The organism is Pedococcus sp. P2_D9, assembly GCF_056404275.1.
In genome coordinates this window covers 336,893-358,220 of sequence record NZ_JBFUEI010000004.1, presented here as the reverse complement: position 1 = coordinate 358,220, position 21,328 = coordinate 336,893, and the positions used below count along the sequence as shown (strand labels likewise).

Annotated in this window: 18 protein-coding genes and 1 pseudogene; 12 read left to right on the top strand and 7 right to left on the bottom strand. The window is 71.3% G+C overall.

Annotated elements, in window-relative coordinates; translation table 11 throughout:
- Positions 1 to 50: 50 nt before the first annotated feature.
- A complete protein-coding gene (locus AC1DXJ_RS09025; protein WP_477636881.1) occupies positions 51 to 452 on the bottom strand; it encodes a L,D-transpeptidase in 402 nt (133 codons plus the stop codon).
- Here AC1DXJ_RS09025 and AC1DXJ_RS09020 point away from each other — a divergent pair.
- Positions 405 to 836 (top strand): hypothetical protein, encoded by a 432-nt coding sequence (locus AC1DXJ_RS09020; protein WP_477636883.1) that lies wholly within the window; start codon positions 405 to 407, stop codon positions 834 to 836. The genes AC1DXJ_RS09025 and AC1DXJ_RS09020 overlap by 48 nt on opposite strands.
- On the opposite strand, the gene AC1DXJ_RS09015 is transcribed toward AC1DXJ_RS09020, so the two are convergent.
- The 3 genes from AC1DXJ_RS09015 to AC1DXJ_RS09005 all read right to left on the bottom strand — a co-directional run bounded on the left by AC1DXJ_RS09015 (position 826) and on the right by AC1DXJ_RS09005 (position 4,861).
- Positions 826 to 1,671: an ice-binding family protein gene (locus AC1DXJ_RS09015; protein WP_477615408.1), complete on the bottom strand. Its 846-nt coding sequence runs from the start codon at positions 1,669 to 1,671 to the stop codon at positions 826 to 828. The two genes, AC1DXJ_RS09020 and AC1DXJ_RS09015, sit on opposite strands and share 11 nt — an antisense overlap.
- 170 nt (positions 1,672 to 1,841) lie before the next feature.
- Complete coding sequence (locus AC1DXJ_RS09010; RefSeq protein ID WP_477615407.1) at positions 1,842 to 4,448, bottom strand: hybrid sensor histidine kinase/response regulator; 2,607 nt, start codon at positions 4,446 to 4,448, stop codon at positions 1,842 to 1,844.
- Positions 4,445 to 4,861, bottom strand: a complete 417-nt coding sequence (locus AC1DXJ_RS09005; RefSeq protein WP_477615406.1) for a response regulator — start codon at positions 4,859 to 4,861, stop codon at positions 4,445 to 4,447. The genes AC1DXJ_RS09010 and AC1DXJ_RS09005 overlap by 4 nt, the downstream gene beginning before the upstream one ends.
- Before the next feature lie 234 nt (positions 4,862 to 5,095).
- Between AC1DXJ_RS09005 and AC1DXJ_RS09000 the strand changes: the two genes are divergently transcribed.
- The 5 genes and pseudogenes from AC1DXJ_RS09000 to AC1DXJ_RS08980 form a co-directional block, all read left to right on the top strand.
- The gene (locus AC1DXJ_RS09000) at positions 5,096 to 5,458 is read left to right on the top strand and encodes a response regulator (protein ID WP_477636860.1); all 363 of its coding nucleotides are present in this window, start codon (positions 5,096 to 5,098) and stop codon (positions 5,456 to 5,458) included.
- Positions 5,458 to 5,811 (top strand): Hpt domain-containing protein, encoded by a 354-nt coding sequence (locus AC1DXJ_RS08995; protein ID WP_477615404.1) that lies wholly within the window; start codon positions 5,458 to 5,460, stop codon positions 5,809 to 5,811. Before AC1DXJ_RS09000 ends, AC1DXJ_RS08995 begins: the two co-directional genes overlap by 1 nt.
- Positions 5,812 to 5,834: 23 nt before the next feature.
- Positions 5,835 to 6,797 carry an alpha/beta fold hydrolase gene (locus tag AC1DXJ_RS08990; protein WP_477615403.1) on the top strand — a complete coding sequence of 321 codons (963 nt, stop codon included), beginning with the start codon at positions 5,835 to 5,837 and terminating at the stop codon, positions 6,795 to 6,797.
- Positions 6,794 to 8,959 carry a molybdopterin-dependent oxidoreductase gene (locus AC1DXJ_RS08985; protein WP_477615402.1) on the top strand — a complete coding sequence of 722 codons (2,166 nt, stop codon included), beginning with the start codon at positions 6,794 to 6,796 and terminating at the stop codon, positions 8,957 to 8,959. Before AC1DXJ_RS08990 ends, AC1DXJ_RS08985 begins: the two co-directional genes overlap by 4 nt.
- Positions 8,960 to 8,977: 18 nt before the next feature.
- A pseudogene (locus AC1DXJ_RS08980) lies at positions 8,978 to 10,216 on the top strand (wax ester/triacylglycerol synthase family O-acyltransferase); the annotation flags it as partial.
- A gap of 40 nt (positions 10,217 to 10,256) precedes the next feature.
- Here AC1DXJ_RS08980 and AC1DXJ_RS08975 read toward each other — a convergent pair.
- On the bottom strand, positions 10,257 to 11,675 hold the full coding sequence (locus AC1DXJ_RS08975) for a cation:dicarboxylate symporter family transporter (RefSeq protein WP_477615401.1): 1,419 nt from the start codon (positions 11,673 to 11,675) through the stop codon (positions 10,257 to 10,259).
- A gap of 115 nt (positions 11,676 to 11,790) precedes the next feature.
- Here AC1DXJ_RS08975 and AC1DXJ_RS08970 point away from each other — a divergent pair, with 115 nt between their 5' ends.
- Positions 11,791 to 13,401 carry a sensor histidine kinase gene (locus AC1DXJ_RS08970; RefSeq protein WP_477615400.1) on the top strand — a complete coding sequence of 537 codons (1,611 nt, stop codon included), beginning with the start codon at positions 11,791 to 11,793 and terminating at the stop codon, positions 13,399 to 13,401.
- Positions 13,394 to 14,107, top strand: a complete 714-nt coding sequence (locus AC1DXJ_RS08965) for a response regulator (RefSeq protein ID WP_477615399.1) — start codon at positions 13,394 to 13,396, stop codon at positions 14,105 to 14,107. Before AC1DXJ_RS08970 ends, AC1DXJ_RS08965 begins: the two co-directional genes overlap by 8 nt.
- Positions 14,108 to 14,122: 15 nt before the next feature.
- Here AC1DXJ_RS08965 and AC1DXJ_RS08960 read toward each other — a convergent pair whose 3' ends face one another.
- The gene (locus AC1DXJ_RS08960) at positions 14,123 to 15,067 is read right to left on the bottom strand and encodes an aminoglycoside phosphotransferase family protein (protein WP_477615398.1); all 945 of its coding nucleotides are present in this window, start codon (positions 15,065 to 15,067) and stop codon (positions 14,123 to 14,125) included.
- The gene (locus AC1DXJ_RS08955; RefSeq protein WP_477615397.1) at positions 15,064 to 16,086 is read right to left on the bottom strand and encodes a DUF4439 domain-containing protein; all 1,023 of its coding nucleotides are present in this window, start codon (positions 16,084 to 16,086) and stop codon (positions 15,064 to 15,066) included. Before AC1DXJ_RS08955 ends, AC1DXJ_RS08960 begins: the two co-directional genes overlap by 4 nt.
- Before the next feature lie 100 nt (positions 16,087 to 16,186).
- Between AC1DXJ_RS08955 and rimP the strand changes: the two genes are divergently transcribed.
- From rimP to infB, 4 genes are all read left to right on the top strand, one after another.
- Positions 16,187 to 16,723, top strand: coding sequence for a ribosome maturation factor RimP (rimP, locus tag AC1DXJ_RS08950; protein ID WP_477615396.1), 537 nt, complete (start codon positions 16,187 to 16,189; stop codon positions 16,721 to 16,723).
- A 1-nt stretch (position 16,724) separates the two neighbouring features.
- Positions 16,725 to 17,813, top strand: coding sequence for a transcription termination factor NusA (gene nusA, locus AC1DXJ_RS08945; protein WP_477615395.1), 1,089 nt, complete (start codon positions 16,725 to 16,727; stop codon positions 17,811 to 17,813).
- An 11-nt stretch (positions 17,814 to 17,824) separates the two neighbouring features.
- The gene (locus AC1DXJ_RS08940) at positions 17,825 to 18,166 is read left to right on the top strand and encodes a YlxR family protein (protein ID WP_477615394.1); all 342 of its coding nucleotides are present in this window, start codon (positions 17,825 to 17,827) and stop codon (positions 18,164 to 18,166) included.
- Between the two features lie 188 nt (positions 18,167 to 18,354).
- Complete coding sequence (gene infB / locus AC1DXJ_RS08935) at positions 18,355 to 21,297, top strand: translation initiation factor IF-2 (protein WP_477615393.1); 2,943 nt, start codon at positions 18,355 to 18,357, stop codon at positions 21,295 to 21,297.
- Positions 21,298 to 21,328 lie beyond the last annotated feature (31 nt).

Sequence of the window (21,328 nt, the reverse complement as noted above, 5' to 3'; positions counted from 1 at the left end):
TCGGGGAGGGCGAATGCGGGTGGAGCCGGTGCAGCGGGTGCTGAGCCTGCTCAGGCGATGGTGACGGGGGTGCCCAGGGGCAGGAGCTTGGCGAGGGTGGTGATGTCCTTGTTGCTGAGCCGGATGCAGCCGTGGCTGCTGGAGCGGCCGATGCTGGAGGTGTCACTGGTGCCGTGGAGTCCGATCTGGCCCGGACCACCGCCAAAGCTTGTGAGGACGTCCGAGAAGGCGGACAGGCCGTAGGCGTACGGGCCGTAGCCGGCGTTGGTCGGGGCCAGGAGCTCGGCCAGGAAGAACGTGCCAGCGGGGTGGGGGTGCCCCCGGTGCCGGTCGCCGCGCGGAAGGTGGCGACCAGTCGCCCGGACTTGTAGAGCCGCAGCCGGTGAGCGGTGGTGGAGACAGCGATGCGGTACAGGACCCGCGCGGTCGACACGTCGGTGCTCCGCACCCAGCCGGTGGTGCCGTTCGGCCTGACGGGCAGGGACACCTGCAGCCAGGCTCCCTCGCGCTTCATGACCAGCAGCGTCCGGGGCGCCCCGTTGGCTTGGGGGTTCGACAGGGTGTGGGTCACCGGGCCGTCCGGCTTTGCGTACACGGGCAGGGAGTGCCCCACGGCGGTGGCCGAGAGGGCTGAGGTGGCCGACGGTGAGTCGCCGGTCCCCGGCGCCGTCGTGACTGCCGCGGGTGCACGGGTGGCGGTGACCGACCCTGTAGCGGTGGCGGGCGCGGGGCCTGCGGTCGGGGCCGTGGGGTTGCAGCCTGCCAGCACGGTCGCCGCCAAGGCGATCACGAAGAGCTGGGGCAGGCGTCGCCGGGGCATGACCTCTACCCGGTGAAACGGGCTCCTGAGCGCACTGGGACCGCAGCCCCTGCAACTCCCGGTGTGCCGGCGCCCGACGGGGTGGATGCAGCCGTAGTCCCGCAGCCCGGCCGCGTGATGGTGTTGCGGTCCAGCGTCACCGCGCCGGTGCGGGCCAGGAGTCGACCGGCAATGGTGGCGCCGGTGACTGCCGTGATCGAGGCCTGGGCCATCACGGTGCCGACGAAGACCGAGTTCGACCCCAGCGTGGTCGAGCTGCCCACCTGGAAGTAGACGTTGCACGGGCTGGCGCCGTTGATCAGCCGGATGCGGCTCCCGGAAGCGGTCACCAAGGTGCTGGCCGACTTGAAGACGAAGACGGCGTTCGGGTTGCCCTGGGCATTCAGGGTGAGCGCGCCCGTCACTTCGAGCGTGGTCCCGCTGTACACGCCGGGAACCAGTGTCCTGCCGCCAAGCTCCGGAAGTACGGTCGCCGTGGTACTCCGCCCAGCGGCATCGTTGTAGGCGGTGGTGAGATCGGACTTGGCCCGCCGCGCCACCGCGTCGGCGCGGTGGATCGTCCCGTTGAACACCAGACCGGGAGGAAAGCCCACTGCTGCGGAGCCTGGACTGACGCCAGCGCTTCCACTGATGCGGGACGCTCCGGTGTTGGTGATGGTCGATCCGGCCAGCACCGCGAAGCTGGCCGCAGTGCCCAGCCCGACGGGAGCGGTGGCCGCTTCCGCGGGTCGCGTCCCCACGAAGCCGACCACGAGTGCGATGGCCAGCCCGCCGGCGACGGTCAGAAGCCGGCGGCTGCGGTGAGTGGGAAGGGAGGCGGCAGAAGGGATGGAGATGCGACGTGTGGCCACGGTGGGCGCCCTAACAGAAAGGAAATGCTGCGGACGGCCGAACCAGTTGGGGGCGCTGCCCGCGCGAATCTTCCCCGCTGTTGCTCGTGTTGAGGGTCGCCCCCTTTCTACGGTTTGTCAAAGGGGCGTTGGCTTGCCACGACTCGCGGGATGGCTCCGCTGTCGGGGATTCAGGCTGGGGTGGGTGCGGTGATGGTCCGCAGGAGTCCGATGACCTGCCGTTCGAAGTCCTCCGGCGACTCTCCCGCCTTGGTCACGAACCGGGTCTCGCCCAGGCGCAGCCGGCGCCGGTCACTCTCGTCGAGATCCCGGCCGGTGTAGACGACCATCGGCAGGGACCGCAGCCGTTCGTCGCGGCGCAAGGCGCTGACGACGGCATACCCGTCGATGTCGGGCAGCCCCAGGTCGAGGACGAGCAGGTCAGGTGCCACCTCACGGCTCATGGCCAGGGCCTGCATCCCGGTGTGGGCCACGCGGGCGTGTACCCCGTGGTCGGTGAAGAAGCCCTTGAGGACCTCGCCCAGGTCCTCGTCGTCCTCGATGACGAGGACGCTGGTGGTGGCGTCGGTGCCCAGCGCCTTGCGCAAGGAGCTCATCAGGGCGCCCTGGTCGACGGGTTTGGTCAGCCAGGCGGATGCGGTGGGGACGGCGTAGTCGTCCGGGGCCAGCGCGCTGAGGATGACGACCGGGATGTGCGCGGTTGCCGGGTTCGCGCCGAGGGCGGCGATGGTCTCCCAGCCCGACATCCCCGGCATGCGCAGGTCCATCAGGATCAGGCTGGGTGCCTGGCCGGTGGCAAGCTCCAGGGCCTGCTGGCCGGTGCGGGCGGTCAGGGTGGAGTAGCCGTGGGCTTCGAGCATGGCGGCGAGGACCTCCACGATGTCCGGGTCGTCGTCGCAGATCAGGACAGCGCCCACCGGCCCGGGTCCCGCCTGCTCGTCCTGCACCTGAGCCGGGGCGGCCGGCAGGATGAACGTCAGCGTGCTGCCCGACCCCGGTGTGCTGGTCGCCCAGATCCGGCCGCCGTGCTGTTCGACGATGCCGCGGCAGATGGGGAGGCCGAGACCGGTGCCGGTCTTGGCGCGGGTGTCCGAGGCGTCCACCTGGGCGAACCGGTCGAAGATGGTCTCGAGCTTGTCGGCGGGGATCCCGGGGCCCTGGTCGGTCACGGTGAACAGGACCATGTCGTCACCACCGGCCTCGGGCGACGCCGGCCCGGCGTGGACCGTCACCACCCCACCTTCGGGGGAGAACTTCACCGCGTTGCTGAGCAGGTTCGCCAGCGTCTGGGCGATCCTGTCCCGGTCGGCGAGCACGAAGGCGTCGCTGTGGTTCGCGCTGAGCGTCACCCCCGCCTGCTGCGCCATCGCACGCATCTCCTCGAGGGCCGCAGCGACCAGCTCGTCCACGGACAGCAGCTCCAGGTCGAGCTCGAGCTTTCCGGCGGACAGCTTCTCCACGTCGAGGATGTCGTTGACCAGGCGGACCAGGCGCTGGCAGCTGTTCAGCGCGACATCGGCCATCCGCTGCGCCTTGGGCGGCAGGGTCCCCACGGCGCCGCCGGCCATCAGGCCGAGCGCGCCGCGGATGGACGTCAGGGGAGTGCGCAGCTCGTGGCTGATGACGCCGACGAACTCGTCCTTCATCCGCTGGACCACGCGCTGCTCGGTGACGTCCTGCACCGTGCCGACCAGGCGAACGATGGTGCCGGAGTCGTCGCGCACCGCCCGCCCCATCGCCCGGACGTCGCGGACGGTGCCGTCGGGGCGCACGATGCGGTACTCCGAGTGGATATCCCGCTGCGCGGTGGCTGCTTCCTCCTGGGCCCGGACGACGTCGGCGGCATCCTCAGGGTGGACGCGGGCGGTGAACAGGTCGGCGTGATCGCCCTCGGTGTCCGGGTGGATGCCGAGGATGCGGTAGAACTCGGCGCTCCACTGGGTCTGCCCGCTCGCGAGGTCCCACTGCCAGCTGCCGATGTGAGCGAGCTGTTGGGCGTCCTGGAGCTCGTCGTTGCTGAAGGCCAGCTGTTCGGCGTTCTCCTCCACGCGGCGCAAGAGGGCCTCGTTCCCGACACCGAGGCGGTACAGCGCGAAGGCAAGCAGCAACATCGCGCCCAAGGTCGCGGCCGCGACGAGGGCCGTCCAGCGGATCGCCGTCTCCTGCCGACGGTCGGCTGCCGTGTTTGCCGTGCCGGCCTCACGGGCCAAGGCGGCCGTCAACGTCGACTGTGGCCCCCCCAGCTCGTCGAAGGCGTCGTCGAAGGCGGCGTGCTCCTCACGAGCCCGGCTCGGTGACGTGGTGGCCAGATCGGTCAGCCGGACCGCCTCGGCGCCGTAGGCCCTCAGCCTCGTGTCCAGGGCGCGGACGTCCGGGGCGAGCGTGCTGTCCAGTGTCGACGCGGCCAGCCTGCGCAGGTCGTTCTCGAGCCGGGCGACGTGGGTCCGGGTGCGGGCGGCGAGCTCGGCGCCGGTCTCGTTGTTGCCCCCGAAGGCCTCGAGCGACTCGAGCACGTCGCCGTGGAGGGTGGCGTACATCAGGTTGGCATCCTGCTGGTACTGCTGGGCCGTGTGCAGGTCGGTGGCCTTGGCGTGGGCGCGCTCAACAGCCGCAAAGCCGGTCAGGGCAGTGGTGACCACGAGCAGCGGGAGGATGATCGCGACCACCGCCGCCACGAGCAGGGCGCGGCCCAGCGGCAGGCCGCCGAGCGGGTCGCCCGACCGGAGCCGGCGCGCCCACGCGGGACCTCGCTGCGCGTCGGCGGTGGCGGTCGTCACGACCAGCCCAGCATCGAGGCCAAGGTTCCCGGCAGGAGCATCGGGTCGAACGGCTTGCTCAGGACGCCGACCACCGGCAGTGCGGACAGGTCCGGCTGCCCCTTTCCCTGGGCTTTCGCCGTGAGCAGGACTATGGGTATGCCGGCCGTCACCGGGTTCTCGCGCAACGCCACAGCAGTCGTGGGGCCGTCCATGCCGGGCATCATCACGTCCATGACGATGGCATCGGGTCGTTCCGAAACCGCCCGGTCCAGCCCCTCCTGGCCGCTGCTGGCCGTGGTCACCTGCCAGCCTCCCACCGCTTCCAAGCACATCTGGGCCACCTCGAGGATGAGCTCGTCGTCGTCGACGACGAGAACCCGTCGGGCCCCCACCCCTGTCGGTCCCGCGGCAACACCCCCGGCGTCGCTCATCGAGTGCGCTGGTCGCTCGCTGGTGCTTTTGTCCTCATGCGCACAGTGTGCCCTCTATCTGACCCTGCGGCACCGGTTCGCGGCCAACGCGCAGTGTGTGCGCCAGCCGGTCGAGTGTGCGCAGGGGGTGAAGGTGCTGCACACTGGCCAAATGGCCGCAAAACCACTCCCATCCCAGCAGCCCTGCAGGTGAACGGGGCCGCGCACGGTTCTCAGGAAGGCGTTGCCCGCCGAGTGCTGGTCGTCGACGACGACGAGCTCATCCTCGAGGTGGCGCAGATGAGCCTGGAGGTGGTCGGCGGCTGGCTCGTCATCACCGCAGCCGACGGCCAGGAGGCGCTGGACCGCGCTCGCAGCGAACAGCCGGACGCGATCGTCATGGACGTGATGATGCCGCGCATGGACGGTCCCACGGCGGTGGTGGCCCTGCGGGCTGATCCCGCCACGGCCGGCATACCCATCGTGCTGCTCACGGCCAGTGTCCTGGCCGCCGAGCGCGCCGCCCTGGCGGCCCTGCCAGTGAACGGGGTGCTGCGCAAGCCGTTCGACCCGATGCTGCTCCCGGCTGAGCTGTCCACGATTCTCGGCTGGTCCTGATGCCCCCCGACCAGCCCATCGATCCGGAGACAGCGCTGCCGACGATGGCATCCTTTCGTGACCGCGCCAGGCTCACGAACCTCGCGCGGGTGGAGGTCATCGCGGACGCCCTTCACCGCCTCGGTGACGGGGGCCCGGCCGACGACGCGCGGCTGACCGCGCGCCGGGCAGCACACTCCCTGGTGGGTTCGGCAGGCACCTTCGGGTTCGGGGAGGCGAGCCAGCTCGGTCGCGCCCTGGAATCCCTTCTGGACGAGGCGGATGACGCCGAGGACGGACAGGTCCGGGCCCAACGGAGGCTGGACGTGGTCGAACGGTTGCGCGAGGCACTGGCGATCCCGACTTCAGGTTGAGATCCTCTGAGGGTGAGCAACAGGTGACAACAGAGACGGCATCGCGGCCCGCGAGCCTCCAGCTCGCCGAGCCCTGGGGCGGGACCGGGTGGGTCACCGACCTCGGCGGGCCGGTGCACTGGGTGGACTACGGCGGGCCGGACGAGTCGGACGACTCCACTGCGGGAGTGCCGATCGTCATGGTGCACGGCCTCGGCGGATCGCACCTCAACTGGGTCGGGGTCGCGCCGCCGCTGGCTCAGAGGCACCACGTGTATGCCGTGGACCAGGCGGGTTTCGGACTCACGCCCGGGACCCACCGGTCCACCTCGGTGCAGGCCAACGCAGACCTCCTGGCGCGGTTCGTCAGGGAGGTCGTGGGGCGTCCCGCGGTCCTCGTCGGCAACTCGATGGGTGGGATGGTCGCACTGCTGATGGCGGCGGCCCACCCCGAGCTGGTCGAAGGGCTCGTGCTCATCGACCCGTCCATCCCGGTGCCGCGGCAACGCCCGGACCTAGCGGTCAGCGCCACCTTCCTGGTCTACGCCACACCGTTCGTCGGTGAGCGTTACCTGGAGCTGCTGACCCGGCGGGCCAGCGACCGCCAACGGGTCCAGAGCGTCGTCAACCTGTGCTTCGCCGATCCGAGTCGCGCCAACCCGGACGTCGTCGACGCCGGTGTCGTCCTCGCGGCACATCGCCGGGGTGTGCCGGGCCAGGAGGCGGCCTTCCTCGGCGCCGCGCGGTCTCTCATGAGGGTGCTGGCGAACCCGCGCCGGTACCGGTCGGTGATGCGCAGCATCGACAGGCCCGTCCTGCTGGTGCACGGCGAGCTGGACCGGCTGGTCCCCGTCGCGGCCGCGCGTGCCGTCGCTGCCGCGAACCCGTCCTGGGAGACGATGTTCCTACCCGGAGTCGGGCACACCCCTCAGCTCGAGGTGCCCGACGCAGTCAGGGACCGGATGGTGACCTGGCTGGGAGACCACGGCTTCGCCCCGAGCCCATGACCACGGCATACCTGACCTGTCCGTTGTGCGAGGCCACCTGTGGCCTGGCCGTGACGCTCGACGGTGAGACGGTCACGTCCGTGCGCGGCGACGCGGACGACGCCTTCTCGCACGGCTTCATCTGTCCCAAGGGCGCTTCGCTCAAGGCGCTCCACGAGGATCCCGACCGGTTGCGCGGTCCCCTCGTGAAACGTGACGGGCAGTGGCACGACGTGAGCTGGGACGAGGCGTTCGAGGAGATCGACCGACGGCTGGTGCCGATCATCGCCGAGCACGGCCCTGACGCGGTCGCGTTCTACCTGGGCAATCCCTCCTCGCACAACCTCGGGGTGACGCTCTACGGCCGAGCGTTCTACCGCGCCGTCGGCACCCACAACATCTACACCGCCGGCAGCGTTGACCAGCTGCCGAAGCACTACTCGTCCGGCTACCTGTTCGGCGACCCCATGACCATCCCGGTGCCGGACCTCGACCGCACGCGGCACCTGCTGCTGCTCGGCGCCAACCCCTTGGTGTCCAACGGGTCGCTGATGACCGTGCCGGATGCCCGCGGACGGCTGAAGGCGATCCGCGACCGTGGCGGCAAGGTCGTCGTCGTCGACCCGCGACGGACCCGCACCGCCGAGCTGGCTGACGAGCACCACGCCATCAGGCCGGGCGCCGACGCCCTCCTGCTCTTCGGGTTGGTCAACGTCATCCTGCGTGAGGGCCTTGCCGACCTGCGCCACCTCGCCGACCACGTGACCGGGCTCGATGCACTGACGGGGCTCGCCGCCCCGTTCACGCCGGACGCGGTCGCCGAGCACACCGGCATCGCGGCCGCTGAGATCGAGCGGATGGCCCGGGAGCTCGCAGCTGCGGAGGCTGCAGCCGTCTACGGCCGGATCGGGACGACGACGCAGGCGTTCGGCACCCTCGCCAGCTGGCTCGTCGACGTGCTCAACGTCATCACCGGCAACCTCGACCGACCGGGCGGCGCGATGTTCCCGCTCGCCCCGGCCGGACAGACGAACAGCGTTGCGGCGAAAGGCGATACGCCGAGCAAGGTATGGCGACACGGGCGGTGGACCAGTCGGGTGCGGGGCCTTCCGGAGGTGATGGGGGAGCTGCCCGTCGCGACCCTGGCGGGGGAGATCCTCACGCCGGGGTGGGGGCAGGTGCGTGCCCTGGTGGTCGTCGGAGGCAACCCCTGCCTCAGCACCCCCAACGCCGAGCGGCTCCGTGCGGCGGTGCAGACCCTCGACCTCATGGTGTCGCTGGACGTCTACCTCAACGAGACGAGTGAGCACGCCGACGTCATCCTGCCGGGGCCGTCCCCGCTCGCCCGCGACCACTTCGACCTGACCTTCACCCAGCTGTCCGTGCGCAACATGGCGAACTGGAGTCCGGCCGCCATCGAGACCGACCTGCCCCAGGAGTGGCAGACCCTCCTGCGTCTGGCTGGAATCGCGGCCGGACAGGGGCCCAAGACCGACGTCGAGGCGCTCGACGACCTCCTGGCCGCGCAAACAGCGGCCCGCTACCAGCTCGACCCGGCCGTGAGCGAGCCGCGGCGCGGACCTGCGCGGCTGCTCGACCTCATGCTTCGCGGCGGCCCCTACGACCTGACCCTCGCTGACCTCGAAGCCGCACCGCACGGACGCGACCTCGGACCTCTCGCACCTCGCATCCCTGAGGTGTTGCGCACCGCCAGCCGCACCATCGAGCTGACACCGACGGCCATCACCGACGACGTGGCACGGCTGGTCGCCGTGCTGGAGACGGCTCCGACCGGCGGCATGGTCCTCATCGGGCGGCGTCAGCTCAGCTCCAACAACTCGTGGATGCACAACCTGGCCCCCCTGGTGCGGGGGGCCAACACCTGCACCGCCCACGTCCACCCCGAGGACGCGGCGCGGATCGGGCTGCGCGACGGCGGTGACGCGGTCGTCCGCTCGCGGGCCGGGTCGATCACCGTGCCGGTGGAGGTCACCGACTCGGTGCGGCCGGGCGTCGTCAGCATCCCGCACGGCTGGGGGCACTCCAGTCCAGGCGCCCGTACCGCGGTCGCGGCGTCGCACGCCGGCGTCAACAGCAACGTCCTCGCCGACGACCTGTTCGTCGACGCCCTCACGGGAACGGCCGCCCTCAACGGCATCCCGATCACCCTCACCCCAGCCTGAGGAGCCGTCGTGGACCGGATGAGCGCGATGGACGCGATGTTCTACTACATGGAGGGCGAGAACACGCCGATGCACGTGGGCGGGGTCTCCGTCCTGGAGGGTCCCGCGCCCGCCTACGGCGACCTCGTCCGACTTCTCGCCGCCAAGATGGACCTGGTCCCGCGCTACCGGCAGGTCATCAAGACCGTGCCGTTCCAGCTCGGTCGCCCGGTCTGGGTCGACGACCCGCACTTCCAGCTGCTCTACCACGTGCGACACACGTCGCTGCCGAAGCCCGGTGGACCGGAGCAGCTGCGCAACCTTGCCGGCCGCGTGTTCGCCCAGCGCCTCGACATGACCAAGCCGGTGTGGGAGGCGTGGCTGGTCGAGGGCCTCGCGGACGACCGGTGGGCGCTCATCTCCAAGGCGCACCACTGCATGATCGACGGCGAGGGCAGCACCGACCTCATGCAGGTCATCTTCGACGTCGAGCCGGAGCCGCAGCGTCGGGAGCCGTCGGACTGGTCGCCCTCGTCGTCCCCGTCCCTGCTGGCCCTCACGGCGGGGTCCTTGCGGGACTTCGTGACAGAACCCCTGCAGGCTCTCGGTGTGCCCAGCATCTCCGACCTCGGCAAGGTGCCCCTGGCGCTCGCCGGTGTCGGCGTCGCGGCCAAAGAGCTTGTCCCGCAACAGATCGCGCAACTGATTCCCGGTCGTGGTCAGCTCACTCCCAGGAGCATGAACGGCCCCCTCGGCCCCAACCGCCGCTGGGTCTGGACCGAGGCCACGATGGCCGAGGTCAAGACCATTCGCACCGCACTCGGCGGCACCGTCAACGACGTCATCCTCGCGGCGGTCACCCGCGGCCATCGCGACCTGCTGGTCGGCAGGGGTGAGCTGGTCCCCGACATGGTGGTGCGATCGCTCGTGCCGGTGTCGACCCGCCAGGCGTCAGGACGCGGCCAGGTCAACAACCAGGTGACCAGCGTCGTCGTCGACCTGCCGGTCGGCGAGGAGGACCCGAGCCGGCGGCTGACCCTGATCCGTGAGCAGATGGACCGCAACAAGCGGGGGATGGGCGCGGTGGACGCAGCGGCCATCGTCGGGCTGGCCGACTACGCCGCCCCGACCCTGCTCGCCCTCGGCGCACGGTCGATGTCGCGGATGCCCAACAAGCTCACCCAGACCGGCACGACCAACGTCCCGGGTCCGCGGATCCCGCTCTACCTCCTGGGCCACCGGCTCATCGGGTCGCACCCCTACGTGCCGGTCTTCGCCGGCGTGCGGGTGGCCACTGCAGGACCCGGCACCTCCAGCATCAGTGGCCGGGAGTGCCGGCCATCCGTGGGTCGGACTGGGTGCCGGAGTTCGCACCGGAGTGGGTGTCGGGGACGGGGTCAGCCTGCCCACCGGGCTCGTGGTCGTCGATCAGCGTCGACTCGTCGAACGGCAGGTCGCCGGCGAGCACCGCGTCGAGCCGAGGTCGGTCCAGCTCGCCGACCCAGTGCCCGATCAGCACCGTCGCGATCGAGTTGCCGGCGAAGTTGGTCAGCGCCCGCGCCTCGCTCATCATCCGGTCGATGCCGACGATGAATCCGACGCCGTCGACCAGGTCGGGGCGGTGCGACTGGAGGCCGCCGGCCAGCGTGGCCAGACCCGCTCCGGTCACGCCTGCAGCACCCTTGGAGGCGATGATCATGAACACCAGCAACGAGACCTGCTGGCCGATGGAGAACGGCTTGTCCATGGCGTCGGCGATGAACAGCGACGCCATCGTGAGGTAGATCGCGGTTCCGTCGAGGTTGAAGGAGTAGCCCGTCGGCACCGTGATCCCGACGACCGGCCGGGACACACCCGCGTGCTCCATCTTGGCGATGAGGCGCGGCAGGGCCGACTCCGACGAGGACGTCGAGAGGATCAGGAGGAACTCGCGGGCGAGGTAGCGCAGCAGGGCGAAGACGTTGACCCCGGTCGCCAGCTTGAGCAGCGTCCCCAGGACGACGAACACGAAGAGCGCGCACGTGATGTAGAACGCGACCATCACCTGGGCCAGGCTCTTGAGCGCGTCGACGCCGGTGGCGCCGACCACGGCGGCCATCGCTCCGAACGCACCGATCGGCGCGACATACATGATCATCGCCATCAGGCGGAAGACGAGGCGCTCGAGGTGCTTGATGCCGACCAGGATCGGCTCTCCCGCGCGGCCCATCTTCTGCAGCGCGAAGCCCACCAGCAGTGCCACCAGCAGGGCCTGGAGCACCGAGCCCGACGTCAGCGACGAGACGACGGTGTCAGGGATGAGGCCGAGGATGAAGTCGGTGGTCGTCGTGTGGGCCTCACCCACCTGCTTCTGGCCGGCGGCGGCCAGCGTGTCCGTGAGGTGAAGGCCGGCGCCGGGCTTGACGATGTTGCCGACCAGCAGGCCGATCGCGAGGGCGAACGTCGACATCGTGACGAAGTAGGCCAGCGCCAGACCTCCGACCTTGCCGACCTGGCTGGCCCTGCGGACGGAGCCGATGCCCAGCACGATCGTGCAGAAGATGACCGGGGTGATCATCATCTTGATGAGGCTCACGAAGCCGGTGCCCAGCCACTTGAGCTTGATCCCGAACTCGGGGTTGACGAACCCGACGATGATGCCGAGGACCATCGCCACGATGACGGCGATGTAGAGGTAGTGCGTGCGGTCCCGCTTCGGTACGGGGCGTTCGACGACGCTGTCGGCGCTGGTGCTCACGGTGGTCTCCAGGGGATCGGGTCCCGGGCGCGGCCCGGGAGCGGTGAACAAGGACGAGGGTGGCCCCACGAGTGACTAGGGTCACGTTTGTGTTCATTGAGTTCCCGGTTTGCCGGTGAGCGCACCTCGGTGGCTCACCGCACCGGCGCGGTGGAGCGTGGCGGCGCAGACCTTCGCGCTGCAGGTGCTCGTCGCGCTGCTCGTGGTCGGCGTGGGAACCCTCGCGGCCTACGCGCAGGCGCAGCGGGCCGGCACGCAGGAGGCGACCGCACGGGCGACCGCCGTCGCCGAGACGGTTGCCAGCACGCCGTCCGTCGTCGCGGGTGTCCGCACCGGTGCGCCGGGAGCCGGGCTGCAGGCGTTTGCCGAGGACGTGCGTCGGGAGACGCGCACCGACTTCGTCGTCATCATGAGCCCGACCGGCATCCGCTACACCCATCCCGACCCCCGGCAGATCGGTGGCCAGTTCCTCGGTCACATCGCGGCGGCCCGAGCCGGAGGCACCGTCGTCGAGGACTACACCGGGACGCTCGGCCCGTCCCGCCGGGTCGTGGTGCCCGTCCGGGCCGACGACGGGGCGGTCGTCGGGCTGGTGGCGGTCGGCATCCGCAAGGCAGCCGTGAGCGAGCGGCTGCGCGGCCAGCTCCCGGCGCTGCTGCTCGCCGGACTGGCAGCAGCCCTGCTGTCCGGCTTCGGCACCGCGCTCGTCAGCCGCCGGATCCGTCGCCAGACCCACGGCCTCGGCGAACGGCAGCTGCGGGAGATGGTCGAGTACTACGACGCGGTGCTGCACGCGGTGACCGAGGGACTCCTGCTGACCGACCTCGACGGACGGCTCCGGCTCGCCAATGACGAGGCGGTCCGGCTGCTGGGGTTGCCCGACGACGCACGTGGCCGCCCCGTCGCCGAGCTGGGGCTGTCCGCTCCGCTCCTGGCCGCGCTGACCGACGGCGAGCCGCGGGAGGACGAGCTGCACGTCACCTCGGCCAGGGTGCTGGTCCTCAACAAGGCGCGCGCCCAGTGGGACGGCCGCGCACTGGGGTTCGTCGCCACGGTGCGCGATCGCACCGACCTCGAGCACCTCACCGGCGAGCTCGACTCGGCCCGCGGGCTCACCGAGGCGCTGCGCTCGCAGGCCCACGAGTCGGCCAACCGGCTGCACGCCATCGTGTCGCTCATCGAGCTCGGCCACCCCGAGCGCGCGCTGGCCTTCGCCACCGACGAGCTGCAGGTCTCGCAGCGACTCACCGACAGCGTGGTCGGGTCGGTGGGTGAACCTGCCCTGACCGCGCTGCTGCTGGGCAAGGCAGCGCAGGCTGCGGAGCGCGGCATCGACTTCCGGATCGCGGACGACGCGGTCTGGCCACAGGACGTCGCACCGGTGCGGGACGTCGTGACCATCGTCGGCAACCTCATCGACAACGCCTTCGACGCCGTCACCTCGGAGTCCGGCGAACGCCAGGTCGAGGTGAGCTCGCGGATCGAGGCCGGCCGGGTCGTGCTCAGCGTCGCGGACTCCGGGCCGGGGCTGCCGCCGGACGCCGTCGACGAGGCGTTCCGCCGCGGGTTCTCCACCAAGGAGCAGGGGGGAGCGGGTCGCCGCGGGATCGGGCTGGCCCTCGTGGCGCAGTCGGTGGCGCGCCTCGACGGGGTGCTGGAGGTGTCGGGGCCGCCGGGGGCCCGCTTCACGGTGCGCCTGCCGCTGGAGGCGAAGACCCGTGCCTGACGACGACCTGCCCGCCGACCCAGCCCAGCCCGCTGTCCTCACGGTCCTCGTCGTCGAGGACGAGCCGGTCGCCCTCGAGGCGCATGCGGCCTACGTGGGGCGGGTCCCCGGCTTCGTCGTCGCGGCCACAGCCGCCACGAGTCACGAGGCGCTGCGCGCCCTGCAGTCCACGCCGGTCGACGTCGTGCTGCTCGACATGAACCTGCCCGACCGGCACGGTCTCGACGTCATCCGGGCGATGCGCGCCGGGGGACACCAGGCCGACGTCATCGCGGTGACCTCCGCCCGCGACCTCGACGTGGTGCGCGCGGCGGTGTCCCTGGGCGTCGTGCAGTACCTCCTCAAACCGTTCGTCTTCGCGACCCTGCGCGACCGCCTCGAGGCCTACCGCGCCTATCGGACCCAGCTCGGCCACACCCAGCACCTGTCCACCCAGGCGGAGGTCGACGAGGTCTTCGCCGGGGTGCGCACCAGCAGCCCCACCGCGCTGCCGAAGGGGATGAGCGAGGACCTGCTGGCGCGCGTCACCCGCGCGCTGCGGGACACCGGAGAGGGACTGTCCGCGACCGAGCTCGCCGAGGCCATCGGGGTCAGTCGCGTGACCGCCCGCCGCTATGCCGAGCACCTCTGCGACAACCGCCTCGCCGTGCGCACCCAGAGGTATGCCGGTGCCGGGCGCCCCGAGGTGGAGTACCGCTGGCAGTGAGCGCGCTGAGCGGGGTCAGCCGTCGAGGGCCTTGAGCAGGGCGACGTTGAAGGACACCGCGTCGCGGTCGCCGTCCCCGGCCGCCCAACCTGCCTCCATCGCCGTGTGGACATAGGTCCACGCGAGGGCCTGGTCCTCGTCGATCCCGGCTGCCTCGCAACAGATCTCGAGCCGGCGCCGCACCAGGTAGCGGAAGGCCGACCCGTTGCCGAGCTCGTCGGTGCGGTTGCGCAGCAGGGGCTGGATCTCGAAGCCGGGGTGTCCGGCCATGGCGTGCGGGTCGATGGCCAGCCAATCCGGGCGACCCGACTCGGGCAGGCTCGCCAGCACGTTCTCGTAGTGCAGGTCGGTGTGCACCAGGGTCGCGTCGCACGCCGGGTCCGCGGTGAGGTCGCGGACCAGCGACGCCGTCCGCTCCAGCATGCGACGCGGGAGGGCTCCCTCTGCGGACTCCAGCCGTGAGAGCTGCTCGCGGGCGAAGGTCGACAGGCGCCGAAGCCCCGCCGGGGCCGGAACGTGCAGCTGGCGGAGCAGCTCCCCGACGGTCTGGCAGGCCTGGTCGACGTCCACCGAGCGCAGGTCGCGGTCGGGGTCGAGGGCTTCCAGCAGGAGGGCGCTCCTGCCCGGGTCTGCCGCCACCAGTCGCACGGCCCCCCGGCCGTCCCAGTGCCGCAGCACGAGCGGCTCGTCGCGCGACTCCACGTGGGGCCACACCAGCTTCAGGGCCAGCCGTTCGCCGTCGCGACGGACCGGCACGACGACGGCTGTCCACCCGGTCGCACCGACGCCCAGCGGTTCCAAGCCCCAGTCGTCGAGGACCTCCGCGAGCAGCCGCGGCAGCCGGGCGGACCAGTCGGCACCCGACGGGCCGCCCACCGCACCGTCCTGCTCGGAGAAGCGGTGGACGGAGGCACGGAACTGCTCGGGGACCAGCGGTGCCACGTCCTCCGGACGCGTCACGTGAGGCCGGGGAAGGCCGACAGCCGGACCCCCCACTGCGACGCCAGGACCTCGGTGTCGGCGAGCCACTGGACGAGCGCGCCGAGGGGACCGAGGTCGCCTCCGGTGGACCCCAGGTCCCTGGCGACGGACGCCCGCAGCTGGGTGAGCACCTGCCCGGCCAGCCTGCGTGCGGTCGCGGTCGTCGTCACGGGGAAGGGCAGCGGATAGCCCAGGGCAGGCGGCCCGGCGGAGGCGCCGGCGAGGGACTCCTGGTCCTGCGCGCGCGACTCCAGGGCGGAGAGGGTGGCCAGCGCCAGGGAGTGCTGGGCCCCACTCGGGGACTGGGCGGCCACGACCTCGAAGGCGTACACGGCGGCGCGGGTGCTCTCGAGGTACGAGGCTGCCAGGGAGGGGGCCGACCAGCTGGTCTCGGGCCACGTCGCCGGCGCGCCCAACAGGGTCGCCGCGGCGGCCCGCTGGGCGAGCACGCTTCCGACCAGGGGGACGGCCTGCGAAGGCACCTTCGCCAGCGAGGCGATCGCCGTCGGGCCCAGGTCGCTGGCCTCCTCGGCGCCCAGACCCCTGGGACCCGGGACCGCAGGGGCGGTGCTCGTGCTCGCCGAGCCGGTGGGGTTTTCCGAGGTGCCGGACGCCGTGGCCGTCGCGGTTGACGTGGCCGACGGGCCGACGGCGGCGGTGTCCAGCACCTTGCGCGGGACCCCGAGCCTCAGCAGCTCCGCCTCGAGCACCGACACCTGGCTGCGGTGCAGGGCGGCCAGCCGTGCGGGCACTCCGGTCGCCGGACCGGCCAGGGAGGTGGCCCGCGCGGCGAGGTCGTCGCTGTGCCGCCACAGGGCCAGCAGGAACGCCTCGCTCGGTATGGGTGCCCGAGTGGGGATGAGTGGCACGCTCGGCGCGTCGTCCTCGAGCCTGATGCCGCAGGCCGCCAGCGAGGCTGCCGCCATGGCGCCGAGCCCCACGGTGAGCACGCGGCGCCGGGTGGGGCACAGCGGCATACCGGCGTCGTCCTGGGGCATGGGCCGATCATGACATGCCTGCAGGTGCGGGCATGCGGCCCACTCACGGCGCAGATAGAGTGGCGGTGCACGGCCACCAAACTTCAGAGAGGACGAGTCAGTGAGCGTCAAGGAACAGATTCGTCCCGCCGTCGAGGGCCCCTTGCGCGACCTCGGCCTGCTGGTCGAAGACGTCGCCGTGACCCCCGCAGGCAAGCGTCGTCTGGTCCGCCTCTGGATCGACCGCATCCTCGACGCGACGGGTGACACGACGACCACGACGCCRCCCCTCACCCTCGACGAGGTGGCCGACGCCACCCGAGCCGTGAGCGATGCCCTCGACGAGACCGGCGCGATGGGCGAGCAGCCCTACACGCTCGAGGTCGGGTCGCCGGGCATCGACCGGCCGCTGACCGAGCCTCGCCACTTCCGGCGCAACGTCTCCCGGCTGGTCACCATCACCCCGCTGGAGGGCCCGGCCGTGACCGGCCGCATCACCGCTGCGGGTGAGACGGGTGTGACCCTCGAGGTCCCTGCGGTCAAGCAGGTGCCGGCACAGTCCGTGGACGTGGCGTATGCCGACGTGTCCAAGGCTGTGGTGCAGGTCGAGTTCTCGAGGGCAGCCAGCGACGACGACGACAATTCTGAGGAGCACTGACATGGACATCGACCTGGCTGCACTGAGGGCGCTGGAGCGCGAGCGCGACATCTCCCTGGACATCCTCATCCCCGCGATCGAGCAGGCCCTCCTCGTGGCCTACCACCGCACCGACGGTGCCTATCGCTCGGCGCGGGTCGAGCTCGACCGCAAGACCGGACACGTCATCGTCTGGGCCAAGGAGGAGCTCGAGCAGCCCGAGCCCCAGGCCGCCGAGCCGGACGGGGACACCGACTCCGACGCTCCGCCGGCGCCGGTCGAGCGCCCGGTGCGTGAGTACGGCCCGGAGTTCGACGACACCCCCACCGGGTTCGGCCGGATCGCCGCGTCCACCGCGCGGCAGGTCATCGTGCAGCGACTGCGCGACCTGGAGGACGACGCGATCATGGGCGACTTCAAGGGTCGCGAGGGCGACGTCGTCGCCGGCATCATCCAGCAGAGCCCCGACCCCCGGGTCGTGACCGTCGACTTCGGCACGGTCGAGGGCATCCTGCCCCTGGCCGAGCAGGTGCCGGGGGAGAAGTACGTCCACGGGGAGCGGCTGCGCTGCTTCGTCGTGTCCGTGCGGCGCGGGCCCAAGGGTCCCCAGATCGGCCTGTCCCGCACCCACCCCAACCTGGTCCGCAAGCTCTTCGCCCTCGAGGTGCCCGAGATCGCCGACGGCTCGGTCGAGATCGCCGCCCTGGCGCGTGAGGCCGGCCACCGCACCAAGATCGCGGTGCACTCCAAGGTCGCGGGGCTCAACGCCAAGGGCGCCTGCATCGGCCCGATGGGCGCCCGCGTCCGGGCCGTCATGACCGAGCTCCACGGGGAGAAGATCGACATCGTCGACTACTCCGAGGACGCCCGCACTTTCGTGGCCGCGGCCCTCTCGCCGTCGCGGGTCCAGTCGGTGCAGATCGTGGACCCGACGCTGCGTTCGGCGCGCGTGATCGTCCCCGACTACCAGCTGTCGCTGGCCATCGGCAAGGAGGGCCAGAACGCCCGCCTGGCCGCCAAGCTGACCGGTTGGCGCATCGACATCCGCCCTGACACCGCCCCCGTCGCGGCGTCCTCCGCAGGTGCGGATGACACGTCCGATCGGCAGTAGGGGCTAGACTGGTGGTGACCGACCGGACTGGACTCCGGCCAGCGGCATCGCGCACGACCCTCCACACCTCGCACGGGCAACCGACCCGGACGTGTGTGGGATGCCGCCGGACGGATAGCTGGTCGGCACTCCTGCGAGTGGTCGCGGAGACGGATGAGACCGGAGCAGTCCGGCTGACTCCTGACCTGCGGCGTTGCCTGCCGGGGCGCGGCGCTTGGCTGCACCCCACGGGCGACTGTCTTGAGCAGGCCCTTCGCCGCCGGGCGTTCGGTCGCGCGCTGCGTGTCAGCGCCGCGCCGGATCCGGCAGCGGTCACGGCATACGTCGAGGGCCTGGACCGGACCACGAGCTAGCACAGCCCCTCATCCCGAGGGGAACCGTCCGCCTCCATGGGCACCGTCCATGGAACCGGTTATGTCCATCGAACCGAGAATGGGTTTGACGCTGATGAGCATCCGATGAGAACTCAGCAATGAGCTCCAACCAGCATTGACGACGGTCCGCGCCTGTCACCTGACTGCGGACCAGGAACAGGAGAAACGTGGCCAAGGTCCGTGTAAGCGCGCTCGCCAAAGAGCTCGGCACCGACAGCAAGACGCTGATCGCCCACCTCAACAGCATTGGCGAGTACGTCAAGACCGCCAGTTCGACGATTGAGGCCCCCGTCGTCCGCAAGGCGACCGAGACATTCCCCGAGGACCTCAAGAAGGCTCCCGCCAAGAAGGCTGCAGCGAAGCCGGCCGGTCCGGCCGCTCCCGCTGCGCCTGCTGCCGCCGCCCCTGCGGCGCCGGCAGCGCCTGCCGCTGCCCCGTCGGCTCCGGCTGCTGCCCCGTCGGCTCCGGTCGCACCGGCACCGGCGCCCGCCTCTCCCGAGACGGTGACGGCTCCTGCTGCCGCCGCACCGGCGAGCCCGGCTCCCACCGCGCCCGCCGCTCCGGAGGCTCCCGCCGCCCGTGCCGACGTCCAGTCCGCTCGTGATGGTGACCAGCAGGGTCCCGGCGTCCCCGCGTCCCCGCGTCCCGGCAGCGCCCCGCGTCCGGCCGGTTCCGCCCCGGGCGCTCCCCGTCCGGGCGCACCGCGACCGGGCAACAACCCGTTTGCGCCCAGCCAGGGCATGCGCACCGGCCGTGACGGCGGACAGCCGGGTCGTGGCGACGCCGCACCCCGCGAAGGCGCACCCCGTGAGGGTGGCGGCCGCGACAGCGCCCGTCCGGGCAACAACCCCTTCGCGCCCAGCCAGGGTATGCCGCGCCCCCAGAGCCGTCCCGGTGCCGCCGGTCCGCGCCCTGGCGGCACTGCCGGCCCCGGTGGACCGCGTCCGGCCGGAGCCCGTCCCAGCCCCGGCATGATGCCCGACCGCAGTGCGGTCGGCCGTCCCGGTGACCGTCCCGCCCGCGGTGGCGCACGGGGTCCCGGCGGCCCCGGCGGTGCCGGTGGCGGCCGTGGACCCGGTGGTCCCGGAGGCCCTGGTGGCCCCGGTGGTGGTGGCGGCGGTTTCGCCGGTCGCCCCGGTGGCGGTGGCTTCCGTGGTGGCGCCGGTCGAGGCTCGACCGCAGGTGCCTTCGGGCGCGGCGGTGGCCGTCCCGTGCGCGGACGCAAGTCCAAGCGTGCGAAGCGCCAGGAGTTCGAGCAGATGCAGGCGCCGTCACTCGGTGGCGTCAGCGTGCCCCGCGGCAACGGCGACACGCTCATCCGCGTGCGCCGAGGCTCGTCGCTCAGCGACTTCGCCGACAAGATCAACGCCAACCCCGGTGCCCTCGTGACGGTGCTCTTCCACCTCGGCGAGATGGCCACGGCCACCCAGTCGCTGGACGAGGACACCTTCAAGCTGCTCGGTGCCGAGCTCGGCTACAACATCGAGGTCGTCTCCCCCGAAGAGGAGGAGAAGGAGCTCTTCGACGCCTTCAACATCGACCTGGAGACGGGTATCGAGGGTGAGGACGACGAGGACCTGGAGGCGCGCCCGCCGGTCGTGACCGTCATGGGCCACGTCGACCACGGTAAGACCCGCCTGCTCGACGCGATCCGCAACGAGGACGTCGCCGGTGGCGAGTCCGGCGGCATCACCCAGCACATCGGTGCCTACCAGGTGCACAAGCTGCACGAGGGCGTCGACCGTCCGATCACCTTCATCGACACCCCCGGTCACGAGGCGTTCACCGCCATGCGTGCCCGTGGTGCCAAGGTGACCGACATCGCGATCCTCGTGGTCGCGGCCGACGACGGCGTCATGCCGCAGACCATCGAGGCGCTCAACCACGCCCAGGCTGCGGACGTGCCGATCGTCGTGGCGGTCAACAAGATCGACGTCGAGGGTGCCAACCCGGCCAAGGTGCGCCAGCAGCTGACCGAGTACAACCTCGTCGCGGAGGAGTACGGCGGCGAGACCATGTTCGTCGACGTGTCTGCCAAGGCCGGACAGAACATCGACGCCCTGCTCGAGGCCGTCCTGCTCACCGCCGACGCCGCGCTCGACCTGCGCGCCAACGCCGACCGCGACGCCCGCGGTGTCGCGATCGAGGCCAACCTCGACCGTGGCCGTGGCGCCACGGCCACGGTGCTGGTCCAGGCCGGCACGCTGCACGTCGGGGACGCCATCGTCACGGGCTCGGCCTACGGCCGCGTCCGCGCGATGCTCGACGAGCACGGCAACAACCTCACCGAGGCCGGTCCGTCCCGTCCGGTGCAGGTGCTCGGTCTGTCCTCGGTCCCGCGCGCCGGTGACACCTTCGTGGTGGCCCCGGACGACCGCACGGCCCGTCAGATCGCCGAGCGCCGCGAAGCTGCGGACCGTCAGGCCTCGCTGGCCAAGGCCCGCAAGCGCATCTCGCTCGAGGACCTCACCGAGGCCCTCGCAGCAGGCAAGGTCGAGACCCTCAACCTCATCCTCAAGGGTGACGTGTCCGGTTCCGTCGAAGCCCTCGAGGACGCGCTGCTCCAGATCGACGTGGGCGACGAGGTCGACCTGCGGATCATCGACCGCGGTGTCGGTGCGATCACGATGAACAACATCAACCTGGCCATGGCGTCCAGCGCGGTGATCATCGGGTTCAACGTGCGTGCAGAGGGCCAGAACGCCGACTACGCCGAGCGCGAGGGTGTCGAGATCCGCTACTACTCGGTGATCTACCAGGCCATCGAGGAGATCGAGGCGGCCCTCAAGGGCATGCTCAAGCCGGAGTTCGAGGAGGTGGAGCTCGGCACCGCCGAGATCCGCGAGATCTTCCGCTCCAGCAAGTTCGGCAACATCGCCGGTTCCATCGTGCGCAGCGGCGAGATCAAGCGCGGCACCCGGGCCCGGATCACCCGCAACGGTGTCGTGGTCTCCGAGAACGTCGAGATCGCCGGACTGCGCCGGTTCAAGGATGACGTCACCGAGGTCCGCGAGGGCTTCGAGTGCGGCATCAACCTGGGGTCCTACAACGACCTCCAGCTCGGCGACCTCATCGCCACGTACGAAATGCGTGAGAAGCCCCGCGCCTGACGGTATGCCGGGTGGGCCGGCGGCGGCTGCA

Excerpts from the sequence above, each read along its gene's own strand:
- AC1DXJ_RS09020 (WP_477636883.1), top strand. The coding sequence starts at position 405 with ATGCGGTACAGGACCCGCGCGGTCGACACGTCGGTGCTCCGCACCCAG.
- AC1DXJ_RS09005 (WP_477615406.1), bottom strand. The coding sequence starts at position 4,861 with ATGAGCGACGCCGGGGGTGTTGCCGCGGGACCGACAGGGGTGGGGGCC.
- AC1DXJ_RS08995 (WP_477615404.1), top strand. The coding sequence starts at position 5,458 with ATGCCCCCCGACCAGCCCATCGATCCGGAGACAGCGCTGCCGACGATG.
- AC1DXJ_RS08985 (WP_477615402.1), top strand. The coding sequence starts at position 6,794 with ATGACCACGGCATACCTGACCTGTCCGTTGTGCGAGGCCACCTGTGGC.
- AC1DXJ_RS08955 (WP_477615397.1), bottom strand. The coding sequence starts at position 16,086 with ATGCCCCAGGACGACGCCGGTATGCCGCTGTGCCCCACCCGGCGCCGC.
- nusA (WP_477615395.1), top strand. The coding sequence starts at position 16,725 with ATGGACATCGACCTGGCTGCACTGAGGGCGCTGGAGCGCGAGCGCGAC.